Origin of the sequence: Bacillus sp. FSL R5-0431, from assembly GCF_038002985.1 — a bacterium.
Lineage (GTDB): Bacteria > Bacillota > Bacilli > Bacillales > Bacillaceae > Bacillus.
On the sequence record NZ_JBBOOG010000001.1, the window covers coordinates 2,386,002 to 2,404,198 of the forward strand.

An 18,197-nucleotide genomic window follows, 5' to 3' on the forward strand; every position below is an offset into this window, starting at 1 on the left:
TTCACATTCCTCCCTCAAGCCTTGTCAGATTAGGTCTTATATGAGCCAATTGCTGCAGGCGTTCAATGATCATGTTGCCATCTATATCTAAATAAGCACATTCCATTTCGTTTCCATCTTCTTTTTGATCTGGTGCACGGTTAAACACTTGTGCGATGCGAAGCTGTGTTGGAATCATACGAGATGCCGCAATGACAGCTTGTTTATTCCCATTACATCCAGCATGTGCCACGCCTTTTAAAGAGCCGAGCACAAAAATATTTCCCCCTGCACGAATCGTTCCGCCAGGATTGACATCTCCTATTAATAAGAGATCTCCTTCGACATACAGCACCTGTCCAGAGCGCACAATTTTGGCTACAGAGGTAATTTCGGCCTCTGCTTTTAATCGTCTCGCCTCTTCAGTTGACATGACGTCACTTTCAATGGAGTGAATGACGAGATGTTCATTTTCAGAGACCGCTTCAGTCAAACGCATTTCCTGATCCTCTGTTAAATACCGAAAACCAAGCTTAATATGCACATTGACCTTATGCCCTTCTCTACCATCTGTATATTGCTCAAGTAAAAGAACCTCTCGCAAGCCAGAAAGAAGGTCATCAAACGAACAGTCATCATTTAACTGTAATGTTAATCCGTTTTTTGTACCTTTTATCGTCACATATTGCTGTTTTTGAGTTTTCAAGATGCTCACCTCAACAACATACTCATTTCGCCGTAATTGGACAAACTCCTGCTTTTATTCGTCGATCAGTCCTTGTTTCATATTGATGAAAAAGAGCCTAAGCGGCACAACAAGTATGAGAGACGCAGCAGTATTTAAAAGAATCGTTGGAATAAAGCGTTCGATGACATACGTATTAAACGGCATAATTCCTGGTTGAATTGTCGCTTGAACGCCGTATACATAAAACTCCATCACGGAAACAGCAATAATCGACAGAAAGACGACCACTAGCATATTCGTTTGCAGAACTTTAAAGGCTTTCGCTAGCAAATAGCAGAGCGCTCCAAAGCCAAACATATGAACACCAAGTATGCCTGTATACGAAATATCATATAAAAGTCCAAAGATAAAACCGAAAATCACACCATATTTTTGATTCACAAAAGCAGTCATAAATACAAGTGCGAGTAAGATGAAATGAGGAGCTAAAATTTGATTGTCTGAAACAAATGGGAGCTTCACTAGATCGACAAAAATACTGTCAAATACGAAGATAAACAACATGACGAAAGCAAGAAGGACACGTCTCACGAGCCTTCCTCCTTCGTCAATTCAGATGCATCTGCCGTACTTGAGCTGCGATTCACCACAATCACGCGGTCTAAATTGTTGAGTTCAGCCGCTGGTTCTACATAAATAATTTTTGTCAGGCCGTAATGATCTGGTTCGATTTCACTCACCTTACCAATCGTCAAGCCTTGCGGGAATACGCCCCCTGCTCCAGATGTTTCAACAAGATCTCCTTTTTTGACATCTCCATCTGCATCAGATTTCAGAATATTCATTGTCAGCATTTTTTTCTTACTGTCATAACCGTTAATAATTCCGTTGAGTTCTTCTTTGCCCTTTTTCGCAAAAATTTTCGTTGAAATTCTATTATTTTGGTCCGTAGAGCTTAGCAACCTTACAGTTGAAGTAAAATTGTTGAGCTTATCACTTTCAATTTTCCCAATTAACGCACCACTCTCATTTGTGACCGCCATATCTTTGTCAACGCCTTGTTTTTTCCCTTTATCAATCATCACAAAGCTATCCCAAAGGGACGGGTTTCTCGCGATAACCGTTGATAGAATTGGCGTATAATCACGAATAGAGTTCACATATCCGAGCTGCTTGCGAAGCTTTTTGTTCTCATCTTCTAGCTCTTGAAGTTTCGCCTCATATTGAGTTTGTCCATCAAGTTTTTTTCGAAGACGCTCGTTTTCATCATATGTGTTCTTTAAATCTTGTACGTTCCCATAAATACCGGCAATAAATTGTGATGGTTTATGAAAGACACCTTGAAAAAAGCCTGTCGTATCCCCCACTAATTTTTCCGGCCATGAAGCACCTCTGCCGCTTTTCACTGAAAAACCAATCATGGCCACCAGTACGATGACACAGACAAGGAGCAACATTAATCTTTTATTCATAAAAAACTGCGGCATGTCTTACACCTCTTTATTTACGCCCGATTATCGATTATCTTTAGATTTTCCTTTGAACAAATGAATATGCTCTAGTGCTTTTCCTGTACCGATTGCCACACAGTCAAGCGGGTCTTCAGCAATAATGACTGGCATCTTCGTTTCATCACTAATGACTTTGTCAAGATTACGAAGCAATGCACCGCCGCCAGTTAAAACGATTCCACGGTCCATAATATCTGCTGCCAGCTCAGGCGGGGTTTTTTCAAGTGTCATTTTCACCGCATCGACAATTGTTTCCACCGTATCGCGAAGCGCTTTTGCAATCTCATCTGCCGTAATAGAGATCGTTTTTGGCAGACCAGTTAAAAGGTCACGGCCGCGAATATCCATCTCATCATGTACATCAGGCTGTGCAGAACCGATTTCCATTTTAATGGCTTCTGACGTACGATCACCGATCATCAGGTTATACGTTTTACGGATGTAGCTGCTGATCGCATCATCCATTTCATCTCCTGCCACGCGGATCGACTGTGAGGTCACAATGCCGCCAAGAGAAATAATAGCTACCTCTGTTGTACCGCCGCCAATGTCTACAACCATACTTCCTGTTGGCTCCCATACAGGCAGGTTAGCACCGATTGCCGCAGCAAATGGCTCTTCGATAGGGTATGCGTCACGTGCTCCAGCTTGTCTTGTCGCATCAATGACTGCACGCTCTTCTACAGCTGTAATACCAGATGGTACACATACCATCACGTAAGGTTTACGAGCAAAAAGCCCTTTGCCTTTTAATGCTTGATTAATGTAATATTTCATCATTGTTGCTGTCGTCTCGTAATCTGCAATGACTCCGTCTTTCATCGGGCGTAGTGCCACAACATTACCAGGTGTACGGCCAATCATGTTTCTAGCGTCATTTCCGACCGCCACTATAGACTTCGTATCAGTTTCCAAAGCTACGACCGAAGGTTCTCTTACAACAATGCCTTTTCCTTTAATAAAAACAAGCGTATTCGCTGTTCCAAGATCTATTCCAAGGTCTTTTGTACCAATTCCAAACATATGTATGTATCTTCCTTTCTTAAACCAAAATTCCCTTTAGGGAAAAACTCATAAACTCTATTATATCGTAAAACATTGAAAAAAAAAGTGTTACAAATACCCTTTTTCCTTCAAACTCACAAATTTTTGATCACCTATGACAAGATGATCAAGCAGCTGTATTCCAATCAGCTTTCCACATTCAAAAAGTCGCTGTGTAACTTCAATATCTTCCCTGCTGGGCGTCGGATCTCCAGATGGATGGTTGTGCACACATATAAATGAAGCCGCCGAACGTTTAAAGGCCTCTTTGAAAATTTCACGCGGGTGAACGATCGATGAATTCAGGCTTCCAATAAACACGGTATGTTTATGAATAACTTGATTTTTGGTATTGAGATAAAGACAAACGAAATTTTCCTGTGTCAAAAATCTCATATCTTCCATCACAAAGTTCGCTCCGTCTTCTGGTGTGCGGATCACATAGCGGTTATCCGTCGTTTGATGGTGTAATCTAGTGCCGAGTTCTAAAGCAGCTAAAAGAGAAATCGCCTTCGCCTTTCCAACTCCTCGGATCTTCGACATTTCTTCAATTGAGGCTTCTTTTACAGAGCGAAGACCGCCAAATGTTTGCAGAAGTCTTGCGGAAATTTGGAGAACTGATTCTTTTTTTGTGCCTGTTCTTAGAAGGATCGCAACAAGTTCATGATTTGACAAACTGCTGGGCCCGTATTTGATAAATCGTTCTCTCGGTTTTTCATCATGAGGGAAATGCTTTAGCAGCATAGGGAAATCGTTCAGGATGACCACTCCTTTTAGAATTCCTTCCTGTCTTCAAAAAGGGGTGATTCCAAAGGTTTCAAGCACTCTGACTGTTTTCGCAATAGGTAGACCTACAACGGAAAAATAATCACCATCTATTTTTTGAACAAACAGTGCGCCTTTCCCTTGAATGCCATAGCTTCCCGCTTTATCAAGGGGCTCGCCCGTATTGATATAGCGGTCTATTTCATTTTGAGTCAGCGTCCAAAATGTCACTTCTGTCTGTTCATAAAATGTTTCTTTTCTATTCTCTGACTGAACCGTGACACCCGTCAAGACTTGATGTGTCTTTCCTGATAATAATTGAAGCATGAAAGCCGCTTCTTTCTTATCTTTTGGTTTCCCAAGACATTTGCCGTCAATTGCAACAATTGTATCTGCACCAATGATCACAGCTTTAGGATTTAATCTTTGAATATCATTTGCTTTTTGTTCTGCCAACCATTGGACGTTCTCAGCAGGAGAAAGGTTTCGATTTATTTCTTCTTTTAAATGACTTGCTTGAATGTCATAAGAAAACCCTGCTAGATCAAGCAATTCTTTTCTTCTAGGTGATTGAGATGCGAGAATCAATTGGTTCATGTTTGTTCATCCTTTCAGGGTTTAGCCTAAGAAGTAAGATACCCATTCATCCTAGCAAATGTACATCTTACCGACAATCTACGAAAATTCATTTTTCATGTACCTTCATCATTATGTTGGATGTAAAAGAAAAAAACTAGTCATTTTTTGACTAGTTTCGTTTCTTAAAAAATGATTTTACGTATTTAATTGATCAAGCAGTGCCTGCTGAGATTTCCAGCCGTTTTCAGCAGTTGGGTCATTTAATAGCTGCACAGCTTTTAGCAAACTGCTTTTAGCCGATGCGTCCGCTGTTTTGGCACTTTCAAGCTCAGAAACCAGCTGCGTGACTTCCTTTTGATCCACTTCATCGCCGGCAATCACTTTAGAGGATAATACAGATGCCTTTTCTATTAAACTAGTCAGCTCATCCGGTACTTGAAATGAGAGCTCCTTTCCTCCCCACGCCTCAAAGTGCTGATCGATCAGCTTCTTCCCTACAGCGCTTGTCATTCCCTGCTCTGTCGCAAGCCCAGCAATGACATAATATCCATCATCCATTGAGACCTTTTTCCCCGCATATCCTGCATCTTTTAAGCTTCCAACTAAGTCATCTGCTCCTTTTTCAGAGGAAAATTTCCCAGCCTGTACAACAAAGGTTGACAAACTGCCAGAGGCACTTTTTTCATCGTTGTTCTCTTTTGATTCATCTGTAGTACCTGCTTTCGGCGCATCCCCGCCGGCTTTCATCGACGATTGGTTTCCAGATGCTGAGACACTGATATCTCCACCTGATGGACTTGGTGTACCATCTTGACTTAAACTAAGCGCAAACACCCCAAGGCCTGTCCCAAGAACCACCGCAAACACAATCGTTGTCATTACTCTCTTGAAGGGACCGCGGTTTTTACCAAACTTCTGATCAAAGGAGCCTTTTTTCTTTTGATAAGGCGTGACGACCTTTGGATCAGAATGATAAATATGATCAGCTGCATCATCCCACTGGAAATCTTCTTCTTTCGGTTTAGACGAATCTTCCTGAGAAGCCGCTGTCTCCTGTTCCGACTGCCTCTTTTCCTCCCAATTCGAAAACGTCACTTGATCTTCTTGCTGTTTTGGCGGCTGATGATCATCTTCATGCAGCATTTCTTCCTTGCCATTAATATTGACCTTGAGCCCTTGTTTTTTTGCCTGCCTCTTTTTCACTGTCATTCCCCGCTTTCTGACATGTTTGTAAGAAAGACCTTTCTGTCCAATGAATCAGCGCGAATTTAACCCGTCCTTCTTTCTGTTTCACACTTTAACATAGCAGTAAAAAAAAAGAACAAGACTTTTGTCGGCAGGGAAAAAAAGTGTTCGCCAATTTTTTTACCCCTTCGACTAGCCAAATAGAAACAAGACAGGAGCACCAAAGAGATACAGCCAAAAAGAAAAAGCGATCGCAGGAACAAAGGGGAATGGCTCGTCTAATTGAAAGGAAAAGACCTTCGCATAGACCATTCCAGCGATACATGAGAGAAAAAGCATGAGAAGGAACGGCTTGAATCCAAAGCAAAACGCAAGCAAACTGAACAGCTTCATATCAGCTCCGCCCATGCTATTTGGCTTAAAATAATCTAGACTAGAAAACAAAAGAATGCAAAAAATCAGAGAAGCCGCTCCTTCCCACCAGATAAGAAGCGGTTCCAGCGTGCGGTATATGACGAAAAGAGGGAAAAAGAAGAGAAACAGCTCGTTTGGCACCTTCATATAGAGAAGATCACTCACGACAGCAATCACGAATAAACTACAAAGAATCACAAGGAAAAGACCTTCAAACGAAAAACCAGCGATTCTATAAATGAACAAAAAAAGACCGCCTGACAGCAGCTCAACCATTGGATATAACCTAGACAACCGAGTGCCGCAATGTTTACAGGCCCCCCTCAAGAAAGCATACGAAACTATCGGGATCATCTCGTATAGAGAAAGCGGCTGTTTACAGACTGTGCAGTGAGAGCGAGGGAAGAGAATGGACCGCTTCACCGGCAGCCTTTCGCCAACGAGATGAAAGAACGACCCCATCGTGATGCCTGCAATAAACAGAAAAATCTCAATCATATATGGTGCTCCTTCCGGGAATAAGATAGACCGGATTTTACCATGACCCTATCCACTAAAGCATCTAGTGAAAATATGATTTTCCCCCTTTACTACATATAAAAAGAAAAAGACGCAGGAGGCACCAAAGCCATTTGCGTCTTTTCGTTACCCGATCATACGATTTCGTATATCTGAAATAAAATAAAGAGAGCCTGTCACAAGGATCACCGCTAAAGGATCATCACTCTTTTTCTGAATCCATTCAAGCACTGCACGAGGGTCATCATCATACGATTTTGCCTCTAACTGACTGCACGCATAAAGCTTTTCCGCTGATTCCGCTCTTGGAAAGTCAAACGAAACAAAATGAATAGATGAACTAACAGCTTCAAGCTTTTGAATCATTTGTTTGTAAGGCTTATCTTTTAAAGCGCTAAAACATACATGCACCTGTTTACTGGAAAAATGAGCTTGTACGGTTTCGATTAAACGGTCGATTCCTTCTTCATTATGAGCGCCGTCTAAATAAACTGGTGGATGATCTTTGACCTTTTCAAATCTTCCAGCCCACACTGCCTGCCGAATGCCTTCATACATCTGCTCTTCTGTCACGCTGATATAGCCTTCTTGCTCCAGCCATTCAATGAGTAGAACAGCAAGGGAAGCATTTTGCCGTTGATGCGTTCCAATTAATCCTGTTTCAAGCTGCGGATACTGCCTTTTTGATGTGTGTAACGTAAACCGTTCGCCTGTTTCTGTTGGCTGCTGCTCACCGAAGGTACAAGTATGCTGTAATGAGATGCATTCCGCATTCTTTTCTTTTGCGATGTTTTGAATGACCGCAAGTGCTTCCGGTTGATGAACAGCAGTGATCATCGGAATATTCTCTTTGATAATGCCCGCTTTTTCAGATGCAATCTGTTCAAGTGTGTCACCTAAAATTGCCATATGATCATGACCAATCGACGTAATCGCTGTTAAGATAGGTACGGCAACATTTGTTGAATCAAGTCTTCCGCCAAGCCCTGTCTCTAATAGGACAAAGTCTACTTGGTGCACATCGGCAAAATAAGCAAATGCACATGCGGTAATGATTTCAAATTCTGTTGCTGCGCCAAGCTCTGTTTGATCTAATTCATCAACAAAAGGCTTGATCTTATTCACCAAACTCAGCCATTCTTCATCCTGTATAGGTGCTCCGTTCACGCTGATTCGTTCATTGAACGTTAAAATAAACGGAGAGGTGAAGGTTCCGACCGAATAGCCTGCAGCCTGTAAAACGGAACGAGTAAACGCAATGGTTGAACCTTTTCCATTTGTCCCTGCAACATGCACCGCTTTTATGCGTTGTTCCGGATGGCCTAGTCTGTTCATCAGCCACTTCATTCTTTCAAGACCCGGTTTTACACCAAAGGCCAGTCTACTGTGAATCCACTCAATGGCTTCATGATAGGTTGTAAACAATGTCATCTCTCATTTCATACGAAATTTTCAAAAAAGACGACTCCATTTTGTTAGGAGCCGTCTTTTCAACCTTATACTTTCAGCTCTTCAATCCGCTTTTGAACAGCTTCGCGTTTTGCGACATAATCACGTTCTTTCGCACGCTCTTCTTCTACGACACTTTCAGGCGCTTTTTTCATAAAGCCTTCGTTGCCAAGCTTTTTCTGGACGCGTTCTACTTCTTTTGTCAGCTTATCAAGCTCTTTTTGCAGACGAGCAATTTCCTCATCTAAGTTAATTAAGCCTTCAAGCGGCAGAATGAGCTCTGCTCCAGAAATAACAGCCGTCATCGCTTTATCACTAGCTGGGACCTCTGTGCCAATTTCAAGAACACTTGGGTTCGTGAAGCGCTCAATATATGAACGATTCTTCTCTAAACGTTCTTGTACATCAGATGTGGATGCTTTGATGTAAAGTTCGACTTGTTTGCTCATTGGTGTGTTTACTTCACTGCGAATGTTACGAACAGAGCGAATGAGTTCAACAAGCAGTTTCATGTCAGCAGAAGCTTGATCATTTGAAAGCTCCGGCTTCACCTCAGGCCAAGCTGCTACAGTAATGGACTCACCTTCATGCGGAAGATGCTGCCAGATTTCTTCTGTTAAGAACGGCATAAACGGATGAAGAAGTCTCATCGTTTGATCTAATACGTACGCAAGGATCGAACGAGTCGTTTTCTTCGCTGCTTCATCTTCACCATAAAGTGGAAGCTTCGCCATCTCAATGTACCAATCACAGAAATCATCCCAAATGAAGTTGTATAAATGTCTGCCCACTTCACCGAATTCATACTTGTCAGCTAGCTGTGTGACACTTTCAATCGTTTCATTTAAGCGGGTTAAAATCCATTGGTCAGCGACTGATTTTTCTCCAGTCAAATCAAGTTCATCATACGTTAAGCCATCCATGTTCATTAAAGCAAAACGCGATGCGTTCCAAATTTTGTTCGCAAAGTTCCAAGTGGATTCAACCTTTTCAAAGCTAAAGCGAAGATCCTGACCTGGTGAGCTTCCAGTCGCTAAGAAATATCTTAATGAATCTGCACCGTATTGATCAATGACCTCCATTGGATCAATTCCGTTGCCGAGCGACTTACTCATTTTACGTCCTTGTTCGTCGCGGATCAGCCCATGAATCAGAACGTCTTTGAACGGTTTTTCCCCTGTAAATTCAAGGCCTTGGAAGATCATGCGAGAGACCCAGAAGAAAATGATGTCATAGCCTGTGACCAGCAGGTTTGTTGGATAGTAGCGCTTGAAGTCTTCACTGTCTGCATCCGGCCAGCCCATTGTAGAGAAAGGCCAAAGCGCTGAACTAAACCATGTATCAAGCACATCGTTATCCTGTTCCCAGTTCTCCAGATCTTCTGGCGCTTCCAGTCCAACATATACTTCTTTCGTTTCTTTATGATACCAAGCCGGAATGCGGTGTCCCCACCATAGCTGACGAGAAATACACCAGTCACGGATATTTTCCATCCAGTGTAAATACGTCTTTTCAAAGCGGTCTGGAACAAATTGAACTTGGTCGTCCCCATTTTGAAGGTTGATGGCTTCGTCTGCCAGCGGCTGCATTTTTACAAACCATTGAGTAGATAAATAAGGCTCAACGACAGCTCCGCTTCGCTCACTATGACCAACTGAATGCATGTGGTCCTCAATTTTGAACAAAATACCCTCTTCTTGTAAATCTTTCACAAGCTGTTTACGGCATTCGAAGCGGTCCATTCCTTTGTATTGCAATGCATTTGCATTCATTGTGCCATCTTCATTCATGACAAGAATACGCTCTAGCTCATGGCGGTTTCCAAGCTCAAAGTCATTCGGGTCATGGGCAGGTGTAATTTTCACAGCTCCTGAACCAAACTCCATATCGACATAGTCATCACCAACGATTGGAATCTCTCGGCCTGTAATTGGTAAGACCACTGTTTTTCCAATCAAATGCTGATAGCGTTCGTCATCAGGGTGCACGGCAACGGCTGTATCCCCAAGCATGGTTTCAGGTCTTGTCGTCGCAATTTCAATTGAACCCGTGCCATCTGAAAGCGGGTATCTCAAGTGATAAAACGCACCTTGAACATCTTTATAAATGACTTCAATATCAGAAAGTGCCGTTTTCGTCGCTGGATCCCAGTTAATGATGTACTCTCCGCGATAGATAAGTCCTTTTTCATACAATTGGACAAACACTTGGCGTACCGCTTTATTCAGACCTTCATCTAATGTAAAACGTTCACGTGAATAATCAAGACCAAGTCCCATTTTCGCCCACTGGCTGCGAATAAAGTCCGCATATTCTTCTTTCCATTTCCACGTTTCTTCCACAAATTTCTCCCGGCCAAGGTCATAACGGCTCACGCCTTCTTCGCGAAGCTTTGCCTCTACCTTTGCTTGAGTAGCAATACCAGCATGGTCCATTCCTGGAAGCCATAGAACGTCATAGCCCTGCATCCGTTTCATACGTGTTACGATGTCTTGAAGTGTAGAATCCCATGCATGCCCAAGGTGCAGTTTTCCTGTCACGTTTGGTGGAGGAATGACGACTGTATATGGATCTTTCGTTTTGTCATTTTGTGCTTCGAAGAATTTCCCTTCAAGCCAGTACGTATAGCGGTCTTTTTCAATCGCATTTGGATCGTACTTTGTTGGCATTTCTTGATTATTTGTTCCCATTTGTGTAACCTCCACATTTTTTCGGCTGATGAAACATAAAAAAGCCATTCCATCCTTATAAAAGGACGAAAAAGCTTTTTCGCGGTACCACCTTTTTTCATGGAACACATAGACGTGTCCCATACACTCTAAAGGATAACGGGGTTCTCCCGAATTTCTCTACTTGTTCATTCAAGAAATTAAGCTCACAGGCGACCTTCCAAACAAGTACATCCTAGGAAACCTTTCAGCTCATGGTCCCCCTCTCTTTAGGGTCTTGCTCGTACTCTTCCTGATCCACGCTTACGATATATCACGTTCATCAGCACATACTCATCTTTTATTTATATTACTAAATGCCTTTTGTTTTCGTCAATCATCTTTTCCGCTTTTCTTCTTCTTTATACAAATTGAGCAGGCACCCTTTGCCCTATTACCCATATGATAATAACAAAATGAAGAAGGAGGGCGTTTGATTTGAAGAAGATCAATCCTTACACACTTCCCCCCTGGCTGAGACAAATTCGGGCAGTGGCCTCCCAAGTCGTTCTCCCGATTGCGATATTTCAAGGATTTCGTACGATCATTTTCCCCACGACATTTGACGTCCTCATCCTAGGTATTCTGATTTTTCTCGCCTGCGCCTTTCACCTTGATTGGTTTTAAACTCGCGCTTATGTACCCGCCAATATGAACACAAAATAACCTCGTCATTCCGCTGATGACGAGGCACTTTGTTCTTCTTCAAGCCGTCTAGCCTGCTCAATCTCATGAATCTTCATGACGATCGGCTCTGAATTTTTCATCTGCCAATACGCTCTTAACAGCCGCTGACAGCTTTCCATTTCATCCTGTCCGCCTGCTTCATAGGCTTTTACTGTATCAAACAGACCTTGCGGATAAGCAAGGTAACTAAGAAACAAATGCAGCTCTTCCTCCCGAAGAGGATTTCCTTTTTGGTACGTATAAAACAAGGAAGTGCATTCAGGACAAGACGTGGGATAGGTTTTGAATGTCCGAAAATAAAAGGTCAGAAGGTCATAAATAGGGGCGGCTTTTTTAGACCGCTCAAAATTGGTGAAATGTCCTGTGCCCACATCATTATACAAAAAGTGATGAATCGACAGCTGCCCATGATTTAACACAACACGTGTTGTCTCTTGATCTTTCATTTCATCATGCCAATCTTCTAATCGTTCAAGCGCAAATTCGCTGGCAGACATCGCCTCTGAAAAATACATCGCAGCAGCCAGTTCAAATGGCGACATATACCAAGTCTGCTCTGCCCGCTCTATGAATCGTTCATACATGTCTTTCTCTGTTTCCCATTTGGTCTTAATTTGTGTGTAGTGCGCTTCTATCTCTTGCTCTGTGATATCCATCATCACTTCAGTCCGCTTATGAAGTCTTGCAATCTCTTGAAATAAATATTCATGTTTATCATCCTGCTCTTCTCTCTTTTCATTCGTCAGCCACGGCATGAGATAGTATGCGTACTGGCTTTCTCGATGACTTGAGAAAAAAGAACCGCTCTTCGTCCGATAAATCGGCACAAAAGAGCGATAGCCCTTTGATTCTAGTTCAAGCATTTGCTCTGTAAACTGCATATGTCGATTGGCTTTTACTCGCTTTAGGGCAAATATGCCCTGCTTTGTATATACTTTGACGACAGCAGGACTGACAGGTTCAATGTATTCCGCCTCAAGCCCGTATTCGTATAGGATAGACTGGATTTCATCCACGTTCACTCACCACATTTTCTCGGTCGGTCATCGCTTGTTATGCATTGCTTTTTTGATATTCAGGAATATAAAGAATCTGCCCTTCTTCAAGCTCCGCATCAACCGATAATGAGTTTGTGCGAAGGAGCTGCTGCACATTCAACTGATATCGCTCACAAATAAGATCGACCGTATCTTCTTGCTGAACTATACATATTTTCATGCGAGAAAAATCTTCCTCCTCCTGCTTAGCAAATAGCTTTGTTAAATAAAGAGAGTTCTCACTGCCAGACGTTTCTCTCTCGTCATATTCAGGCTCCTCTTCTTCTTGAGCTGACTCATATACTTTTGGTGCTTCTCGTTCATATAACCGTCCGAGCTGGTTCGTATCATCCTGTTCCTGTTCCTGTTCCTCTTGCTCCTCTTCTACGTGGTAAGTGGGTGATTCAAATATTGGATACGGCTGAACCGTTTCTTCCAGCTCTTCGGCTGCTTCCGGATCTTTTCTCACTTCCACCTCAAAGAACGTATCTTCCCGCTTCTCTTCTTCTAAGAGCTTAGGCGGTTCAAAAAATGGTGGTTCTTGCACCTGAGCTTCAGGTAAGGAGCGATAACCAAGCGCCACTTCTTCTTGGCTCTCCGTTTCCTCCAGTTCTTCCGATTCTTCCGGTTCTTCGGTTTCTCCCTCTTCTTCCCTACTCACCAGCTCTATCTCAATTTCTTCTTCCTGTTCTTCTTGCTGTTCTTCTTTCTCGGCGCGTGTCTCATGCTGTAATACAGCCTGTTCCTCATATTCTTGGCTCTCCGTTTCCTCCAGTTCTTCCGATTCTTCCAGTTCTTCGGTTTCTCCCTCTTCTTCCCTACTCACCAGCTCTATCTCAATTTCTTCTTCCCGTTCTTCTTCCTGTTCTTCTTGCTCGGCGTGTGTATCATGCTGTAATACAGCCTGTTCCTCATAGACCTCACGTTCATTGCCTTGCAGCTCTTCTTGTTCCTCATGCTCTGGCTGCAGCTGATAATCGTAGGTCACATCGCCATATTCTTCTTGAGGACGATGGACAAATTCATACGGCTCCACTACAGGCGCTTGAGGCATTTTCTCGTCTAATAGACCCTCAATCGCCAGATCAGCTTGAATGGTGAGCAAACGATTTTCTGTCAGCTGGTAATCAAACGCATCAATAAACACAAACACATCATTTAAATGACTGATTTTGTTCTTAGGGATGGTGATATCGACCGGGAATTGATGCAGAAGCTCCGCCGTTCCGTCTTCTCTTACCTTCACCTCATCAGCTTCCCTGTATGATGCATAGGAACTCAATTCACCCAATAGCTCCTCTTGATTTATGTTGTATTCTCCTGTTAGCTCAAGTGAACCTCTAATCGAAACATAATCATTCACTTCTTGAACGAGAATGTCAGGATCGAGAGAAATTGACAGCAGCTCACTGACTTCCTGTCCGCTTTTGAAATAAATGGATTCTTCTACCGAAAACTGTAATCGATTGTTTTGAGACAAGTCGGTGTCCTCCTTTCATCTAATCCTTCAAAATAAAATTAGATGTCAATACAGATGTATGTGAGAGGCAGTGAAAATATGATTGGTTTTCAGCAACACAAAAAAGCCGATATGTCCCCATACCGGCTTTCGTTTATCGACGCAGTTTTTGAAATACCTTTTCCACTGTCTCAATCGTATATTCGATGTCTTCATCTGTATGAGCTGTTGACAGGAACAGTCCTTCGAATTGAGAAGGAGGAAGGAAGATGCCGCGATCCGCCATTTCCTTGTAAAATTCAGCGAATAAAGCGAGATCAGCGGTTTTTGCTTTGTCATAATTGACCACTTCTTCATTTGTAAAGAAGAATCCAATCATCGAACCCGCACGGTTAAACGTTAATGGAATTCCGTGTACTTTCGCCGCTTTTGAAATGCCTTCTTCCAGCCGGTCTCCTTTTCGTCTAAACTCTTCATAAGACTCAGGTGTCAGCTGTTTTAAGGTTTCTAAGCCTGCTGTCATCGCAAGAGGGTTACCAGATAACGTTCCTGCTTGATAAATTGGACCGCTTGGTGCAATTTGTCTCATGATATCCGCTCTTCCGCCATAAGCACCGACCGGGAGACCGCCTCCGATCACTTTACCAAGGCACGTCAGATCAGGTGTGATGCCAAAATAGCCTTGCGCGCAGTGATAATCCACACGGAAGCCAGTCATGACCTCATCAAAAATGAGTAAAGCTCCGTATTGCTCCGTGATGTCTCTCAGCCCTTGTAAGAAACCTTCTTGCGGAGGAACAACCCCCATATTTCCTGCAACCGGCTCGACAATGACACCTGCAATATCGTCTCCAAACTCCTGAAAAGCAACTTGAATGCTCTCTAAATCATTGTACGGCACTGTGATCGTGTTGCTTGCAGTCCCTTCAGGTACACCTGGGCTATCTGGAAGCCCTAGCGTTGCGACACCTGAACCCGCTTTAATGAGCAAAGAATCGCCGTGGCCATGATAGCAGCCTTCAAATTTCACAATTTTATTTCTGCCTGTAAAGCCGCGAGCTAGACGAAGTGCACTCATGGTCGCCTCTGTACCAGAGCTGACCATACGAATGACTTCGATGGAAGGAACTCGCTCTGATACAAGCTTAGCTAATTCATTTTCAACTAACGTGGAAGCACCAAAGCTTGTCCCCTGTTCCGCAACTCGTTGAATACTTTCAACCACACGGTCATTCGTATGCCCTAAAATTAGCGGTCCCCATGATAAGACATAATCGATGTATTCATTTCCATCAATATCATATATCTTGGCGCCTTTGCCTCGTTCCATAAAAATCGGGTCTGTGTTAACTGATTTAAATGCACGCACAGGGCTGTTGACACCACCAGGCATTAAATGCTGCGCTTCTTCAAATGCTTGCTTTGATTTTTCATAGCTACGTCCCATTTCAACGTCCTCCTGTCTATCCGTTCTTTATTCTGAGAGCCATTTGGCTGCATCTTTTGCATGATACGTAATGATGAGCTCTGCTCCTGCACGTTTCATGCTTGTCAGCATTTCAAGAACAAGCTCTTTTTCAGAAATCCAGCCATTTTGAGCAGCGGCTTTGACCATTGCATATTCTCCGCTCACATTGTAAGCAACAACAGGGAGTGTAAATTCATTTTTGACATCACGCATAATATCTAAATAAGAAAGGGATGGTTTGACAATGAGGAAATCAGCCCCCTCTTCTACATCAGACTGTGCTTCTCTGAGTGCCTCTAAACGGTTTGCAGGGTCCATTTGGTATGTTTTACGATCTCCAAACTGCGGTGTGCTATGCGCCGCGTCACGAAACGGGCCGTAAAAAGCACTTGCATATTTCACAGCATATGACATGACAGGTACATGAATAAAGCCAGCTTCATCAAGTGCCTCACGAATGGCCACAACAAATCCATCCATCATATTGGAAGGAGCAATGATATCTGCACCTGCGCGCGCTTGGCTAACAGCTGTTTTCGCTAAAAGCTGAAGAGATTCATCATTTAAAATTTCACCATCTTCAACGATGCCGCAATGTCCATGATCTGTATATTGGCATAAGCAAGTGTCTGCAATGACCACAAGTTCTGGGAAATGCTTTTTGATCTCAAGCGTCGCTCTTTGAACAATGCCATGGTCGTGATACGCCTCACTGCCCACATGGTCTTTATGATCTGGAACACCAAATACAATAATTGATTTGATGCCTAGGTCGACAAGTTCTTGGACTTCTTCTTTTACAAGGTCAACTGAAATGTGATAAACACCCGGCATTGAAGGGACTTCTTTTCGGACATTTTCTCCCTCTACAAAAAAGATCGGATAAATGAAATCAGATGGTCTTAAAAAGGTTTCTCTGACTAATTCTCTCATTCCTGCGCTTGTCCGCAGTCTGCGGTGTCTGTTAAATTTCATCATTGGTTCAACTTCCTTTCAGATAAACGGCACATCAATTCAAGCATTCCGTCTATCGTATAAGTATCTGGGGTTTCAGAAGAAATCCCGTATTGAAGCAGTGCCTCTTTTGTCAGAGGACCGATCGTCACAAAACAGGTGCCAGAAGCAGCCAGCTTCGCTGCATCTGCCTCCATGGCATGCATAAATGAATGGACAGTGGATGAGCTCGTAAATGTAATAAAATCAAATGATTGCTTCGTCATCGCCGTTTTGAGAGCGGCAATACCTTCCTCATCCTTGACGGTTTCATATAAAATCCATTCCTTTACTTCTATGCCAAGCGGAATGAGGGTTTTCTTCACGACATCTCGAGACAGGTGTCCTTTTGCTACAAACACACGCTCTCCTGAACGCACATGGTCAAGTAACGCATCTGCGAGCTCTTCCGCTATGAATCGTTCTGGTACCACATCCACCTTCAAGCCGTGCTGCTCAAGATAGGCAGAGGTTTTCTCACCTACAGCAGCCACTTTCAAATGCGATAAACTCTTATGTAAATGATGGTCCTTTATGTAGCTCAGAAAAAAAGACGCACCATTCACACTCGTGAAAACAAGCCATTGGCTATTTTCTAAGTCCTTTAAAAAGGCCTGCGCTTTTTCTTTTGTGAGCGTAGGCTCAAACCTAATAAGAGAGGTTAAAACAGCATGGCCGTTCAGCTCTTCAATCTTTTGCTGAAACACACCCGCTTGACGTTCATTTCGAGTGACAAGCACCGTCTGTCCGTGAAGCGATTTGCCTATGGTCATTGGGAGGACAGATCCTTTTTCACCTTGTCGATTAAATCCTTTGCTCCCTTATCAGCCATCTGCTTCGCACATGCTGTCCCAATTGCCTCAGGGTCAGTGCCTGATACAGTTTCTCGAATAATCGTGTGTCCGTCAGCAGATGCCACAAGACCCGTCAGTTCAATTTCATCACGCTCATTCATCGTTGCATAGCCAGCGATCGGCACCTGACAGCTGCCATCCATTTGTTTGAGGAAGGCTCTTTCAGCGAGAACCGTTTTCTTCGTATATTCATTCGTAAATTGAGCGAGGAGCTGCAATAGCTCTTCATCATCCCCGCGGCACTCTATCGACAAAGCGCCTTGGCCAACGGCGGGCAGGCAAGTCTCAGGAGATAAAAATTCCGACACAACCTCTTTGCTCCATCCCATTCTGGACAGACCGGCAGCCGCTAGAATAATGGCATCATATTCTTCATTTTTCAGCTTTTCCAATCTTGTATCAATGTTTCCTCGAATCCATTTAATTTCAAGATCTGGTCTTTCCTGAAGAAGCTGGGCACTGCGCCGTAAGCTGCTTGTTCCCACAATAGCACCCTTCGGCAGTTCATGAAGACGCAGATGATCCTTCGAAATAAGAGCGTCCCTTACATCTTCACGCTCAGGAATACAGCCAATGACTAAACCTTCAGGAAGAGCAGCCGGCATATCCTTCATACTGTGAACCGCCATATCGATGTCATGATTCAGCATCGCCTGTTCAATTTCTTTGACAAACAGTCCTTTTCCGCCAACCTTTGATAAGGTCACATCTAAAATTTGATCACCCTTTGTCACAATCTCTTTTATTTCAAAAGAATAAGAAGGGTTTAGTTCAGACAGCTTTTGAATAACCCATTTTGTTTGTGTAATTGCAAGCTTACTTCTTCTAGAACCTACTTTAATTGTACGCAATACGTCT

General features: G+C 43.1%; 17 protein-coding genes and 1 other annotated feature. Of the genes, 1 reads left to right on the forward strand and 16 read right to left on the reverse strand.

The features are described from left to right. Position 1: 1 nt before the first annotated feature. The 10 genes from minC to MKZ03_RS12235 all read right to left on the reverse strand — a co-directional run bounded on the left by minC (position 2) and on the right by MKZ03_RS12235 (position 10,823). On the reverse strand, positions 2 to 685 hold the full coding sequence (gene minC / locus MKZ03_RS12190) for a septum site-determining protein MinC (RefSeq protein ID WP_106039612.1): 684 nt from the start codon (positions 683 to 685) through the stop codon (positions 2 to 4). 54 nt (positions 686 to 739) lie between these two features. Next, positions 740 to 1,258, reverse strand: coding sequence for a rod shape-determining protein MreD (gene mreD / locus MKZ03_RS12195; RefSeq protein WP_034661648.1), 519 nt, complete (start codon positions 1,256 to 1,258; stop codon positions 740 to 742). Then, positions 1,255 to 2,154: a rod shape-determining protein MreC gene (mreC, locus tag MKZ03_RS12200; RefSeq protein WP_003216396.1), complete on the reverse strand. Its 900-nt coding sequence runs from the start codon at positions 2,152 to 2,154 to the stop codon at positions 1,255 to 1,257. Before mreC ends, mreD begins: the two co-directional genes overlap by 4 nt. 27 nt (positions 2,155 to 2,181) lie before the next feature. Next, positions 2,182 to 3,201, reverse strand: coding sequence for a rod shape-determining protein (locus MKZ03_RS12205; protein WP_012010766.1), 1,020 nt, complete (start codon positions 3,199 to 3,201; stop codon positions 2,182 to 2,184). A gap of 90 nt (positions 3,202 to 3,291) precedes the next feature. Then, the gene (gene radC / locus MKZ03_RS12210) at positions 3,292 to 3,966 is read right to left on the reverse strand and encodes a RadC family protein (RefSeq protein WP_340973817.1); all 675 of its coding nucleotides are present in this window, start codon (positions 3,964 to 3,966) and stop codon (positions 3,292 to 3,294) included. Between the two features lie 48 nt (positions 3,967 to 4,014). Continuing rightward, entirely contained in the window at positions 4,015 to 4,584 is a 570-nt protein-coding gene (locus MKZ03_RS12215) for a Maf family protein (RefSeq protein ID WP_034661651.1), read from the reverse strand. 177 nt (positions 4,585 to 4,761) lie between these two features. Continuing rightward, a complete protein-coding gene (locus tag MKZ03_RS12220; RefSeq protein WP_341031916.1) occupies positions 4,762 to 5,775 on the reverse strand; it encodes an SPOR domain-containing protein in 1,014 nt (337 codons plus the stop codon). 168 nt (positions 5,776 to 5,943) lie between these two features. Further along, positions 5,944 to 6,663 carry a prepilin peptidase gene (locus MKZ03_RS12225; RefSeq protein ID WP_341031919.1) on the reverse strand — a complete coding sequence of 240 codons (720 nt, stop codon included), beginning with the start codon at positions 6,661 to 6,663 and terminating at the stop codon, positions 5,944 to 5,946. Between the two features lie 147 nt (positions 6,664 to 6,810). Then, positions 6,811 to 8,109, reverse strand: coding sequence for a bifunctional folylpolyglutamate synthase/dihydrofolate synthase (locus MKZ03_RS12230; RefSeq protein WP_302621046.1), 1,299 nt, complete (start codon positions 8,107 to 8,109; stop codon positions 6,811 to 6,813). Positions 8,110 to 8,180: 71 nt separating this feature from the next. Continuing rightward, positions 8,181 to 10,823, reverse strand: coding sequence for a valine--tRNA ligase (locus MKZ03_RS12235; RefSeq protein WP_341031921.1), 2,643 nt, complete (start codon positions 10,821 to 10,823; stop codon positions 8,181 to 8,183). A 58-nt stretch (positions 10,824 to 10,881) separates the two neighbouring features. Further along, positions 10,882 to 11,111 (reverse strand) — a binding site (T-box leader). A gap of 168 nt (positions 11,112 to 11,279) precedes the next feature. Between MKZ03_RS12235 and MKZ03_RS12240 the strand changes: the two genes are divergently transcribed. Beyond that, the gene (locus MKZ03_RS12240) at positions 11,280 to 11,468 is read left to right on the forward strand and encodes a hypothetical protein (RefSeq protein WP_003216497.1); all 189 of its coding nucleotides are present in this window, start codon (positions 11,280 to 11,282) and stop codon (positions 11,466 to 11,468) included. A 44-nt stretch (positions 11,469 to 11,512) separates the two neighbouring features. On the opposite strand, the gene ysxE is transcribed toward MKZ03_RS12240, so the two are convergent. The 6 genes from ysxE to hemC form a co-directional block, all read right to left on the reverse strand. Continuing rightward, positions 11,513 to 12,544, reverse strand: a complete 1,032-nt coding sequence (ysxE, locus tag MKZ03_RS12245; protein WP_034661665.1) for a spore coat protein YsxE — start codon at positions 12,542 to 12,544, stop codon at positions 11,513 to 11,515. Positions 12,545 to 12,581: 37 nt separating this feature from the next. Next, positions 12,582 to 14,045 (reverse strand): LysM peptidoglycan-binding domain-containing protein, encoded by a 1,464-nt coding sequence (locus MKZ03_RS12250; protein WP_341031924.1) that lies wholly within the window; start codon positions 14,043 to 14,045, stop codon positions 12,582 to 12,584. A 133-nt stretch (positions 14,046 to 14,178) separates the two neighbouring features. Next, complete coding sequence (gene hemL / locus MKZ03_RS12255; RefSeq protein ID WP_034661671.1) at positions 14,179 to 15,471, reverse strand: glutamate-1-semialdehyde 2,1-aminomutase; 1,293 nt, start codon at positions 15,469 to 15,471, stop codon at positions 14,179 to 14,181. A gap of 27 nt (positions 15,472 to 15,498) precedes the next feature. Beyond that, a complete protein-coding gene (gene hemB / locus MKZ03_RS12260; RefSeq protein ID WP_034661673.1) occupies positions 15,499 to 16,470 on the reverse strand; it encodes a porphobilinogen synthase in 972 nt (323 codons plus the stop codon). Further along, on the reverse strand, positions 16,467 to 17,258 hold the full coding sequence (locus MKZ03_RS12265; protein ID WP_341031927.1) for a uroporphyrinogen-III synthase: 792 nt from the start codon (positions 17,256 to 17,258) through the stop codon (positions 16,467 to 16,469). The genes hemB and MKZ03_RS12265 overlap by 4 nt, the downstream gene beginning before the upstream one ends. Beyond that, positions 17,255 to 18,190 carry a hydroxymethylbilane synthase gene (gene hemC, locus MKZ03_RS12270; RefSeq protein ID WP_066030588.1) on the reverse strand — a complete coding sequence of 312 codons (936 nt, stop codon included), beginning with the start codon at positions 18,188 to 18,190 and terminating at the stop codon, positions 17,255 to 17,257. The genes MKZ03_RS12265 and hemC overlap by 4 nt, the downstream gene beginning before the upstream one ends. Positions 18,191 to 18,197: the final 7 nt, after the last annotated feature.

What these genes read in the sequence shown, in the direction of transcription:
- mreC (WP_003216396.1), bottom strand. Translation starts at nt 2,154, where the DNA reads ATGCCGCAGTTTTTTATGAATAAAAGATTAATGTTGCTCCTTGTCTGT.
- MKZ03_RS12205 (WP_012010766.1), bottom strand. Translation starts at nt 3,201, where the DNA reads ATGTTTGGAATTGGTACAAAAGACCTTGGAATAGATCTTGGAACAGCG.
- radC (WP_340973817.1), bottom strand. Translation starts at nt 3,966, where the DNA reads ATGCTGCTAAAGCATTTCCCTCATGATGAAAAACCGAGAGAACGATTT.
- MKZ03_RS12215 (WP_034661651.1), bottom strand. Translation starts at nt 4,584, where the DNA reads ATGAACCAATTGATTCTCGCATCTCAATCACCTAGAAGAAAAGAATTG.
- MKZ03_RS12220 (WP_341031916.1), bottom strand. Translation starts at nt 5,775, where the DNA reads ATGACAGTGAAAAAGAGGCAGGCAAAAAAACAAGGGCTCAAGGTCAAT.
- MKZ03_RS12225 (WP_341031919.1), bottom strand. Translation starts at nt 6,663, where the DNA reads ATGATTGAGATTTTTCTGTTTATTGCAGGCATCACGATGGGGTCGTTC.
- MKZ03_RS12235 (WP_341031921.1), bottom strand. Translation starts at nt 10,823, where the DNA reads ATGGGAACAAATAATCAAGAAATGCCAACAAAGTACGATCCAAATGCG.
- hemL (WP_034661671.1), bottom strand. Translation starts at nt 15,471, where the DNA reads ATGGGACGTAGCTATGAAAAATCAAAGCAAGCATTTGAAGAAGCGCAG.
- hemB (WP_034661673.1), bottom strand. Translation starts at nt 16,470, where the DNA reads ATGATGAAATTTAACAGACACCGCAGACTGCGGACAAGCGCAGGAATG.
- MKZ03_RS12265 (WP_341031927.1), bottom strand. Translation starts at nt 17,258, where the DNA reads ATGACCATAGGCAAATCGCTTCACGGACAGACGGTGCTTGTCACTCGA.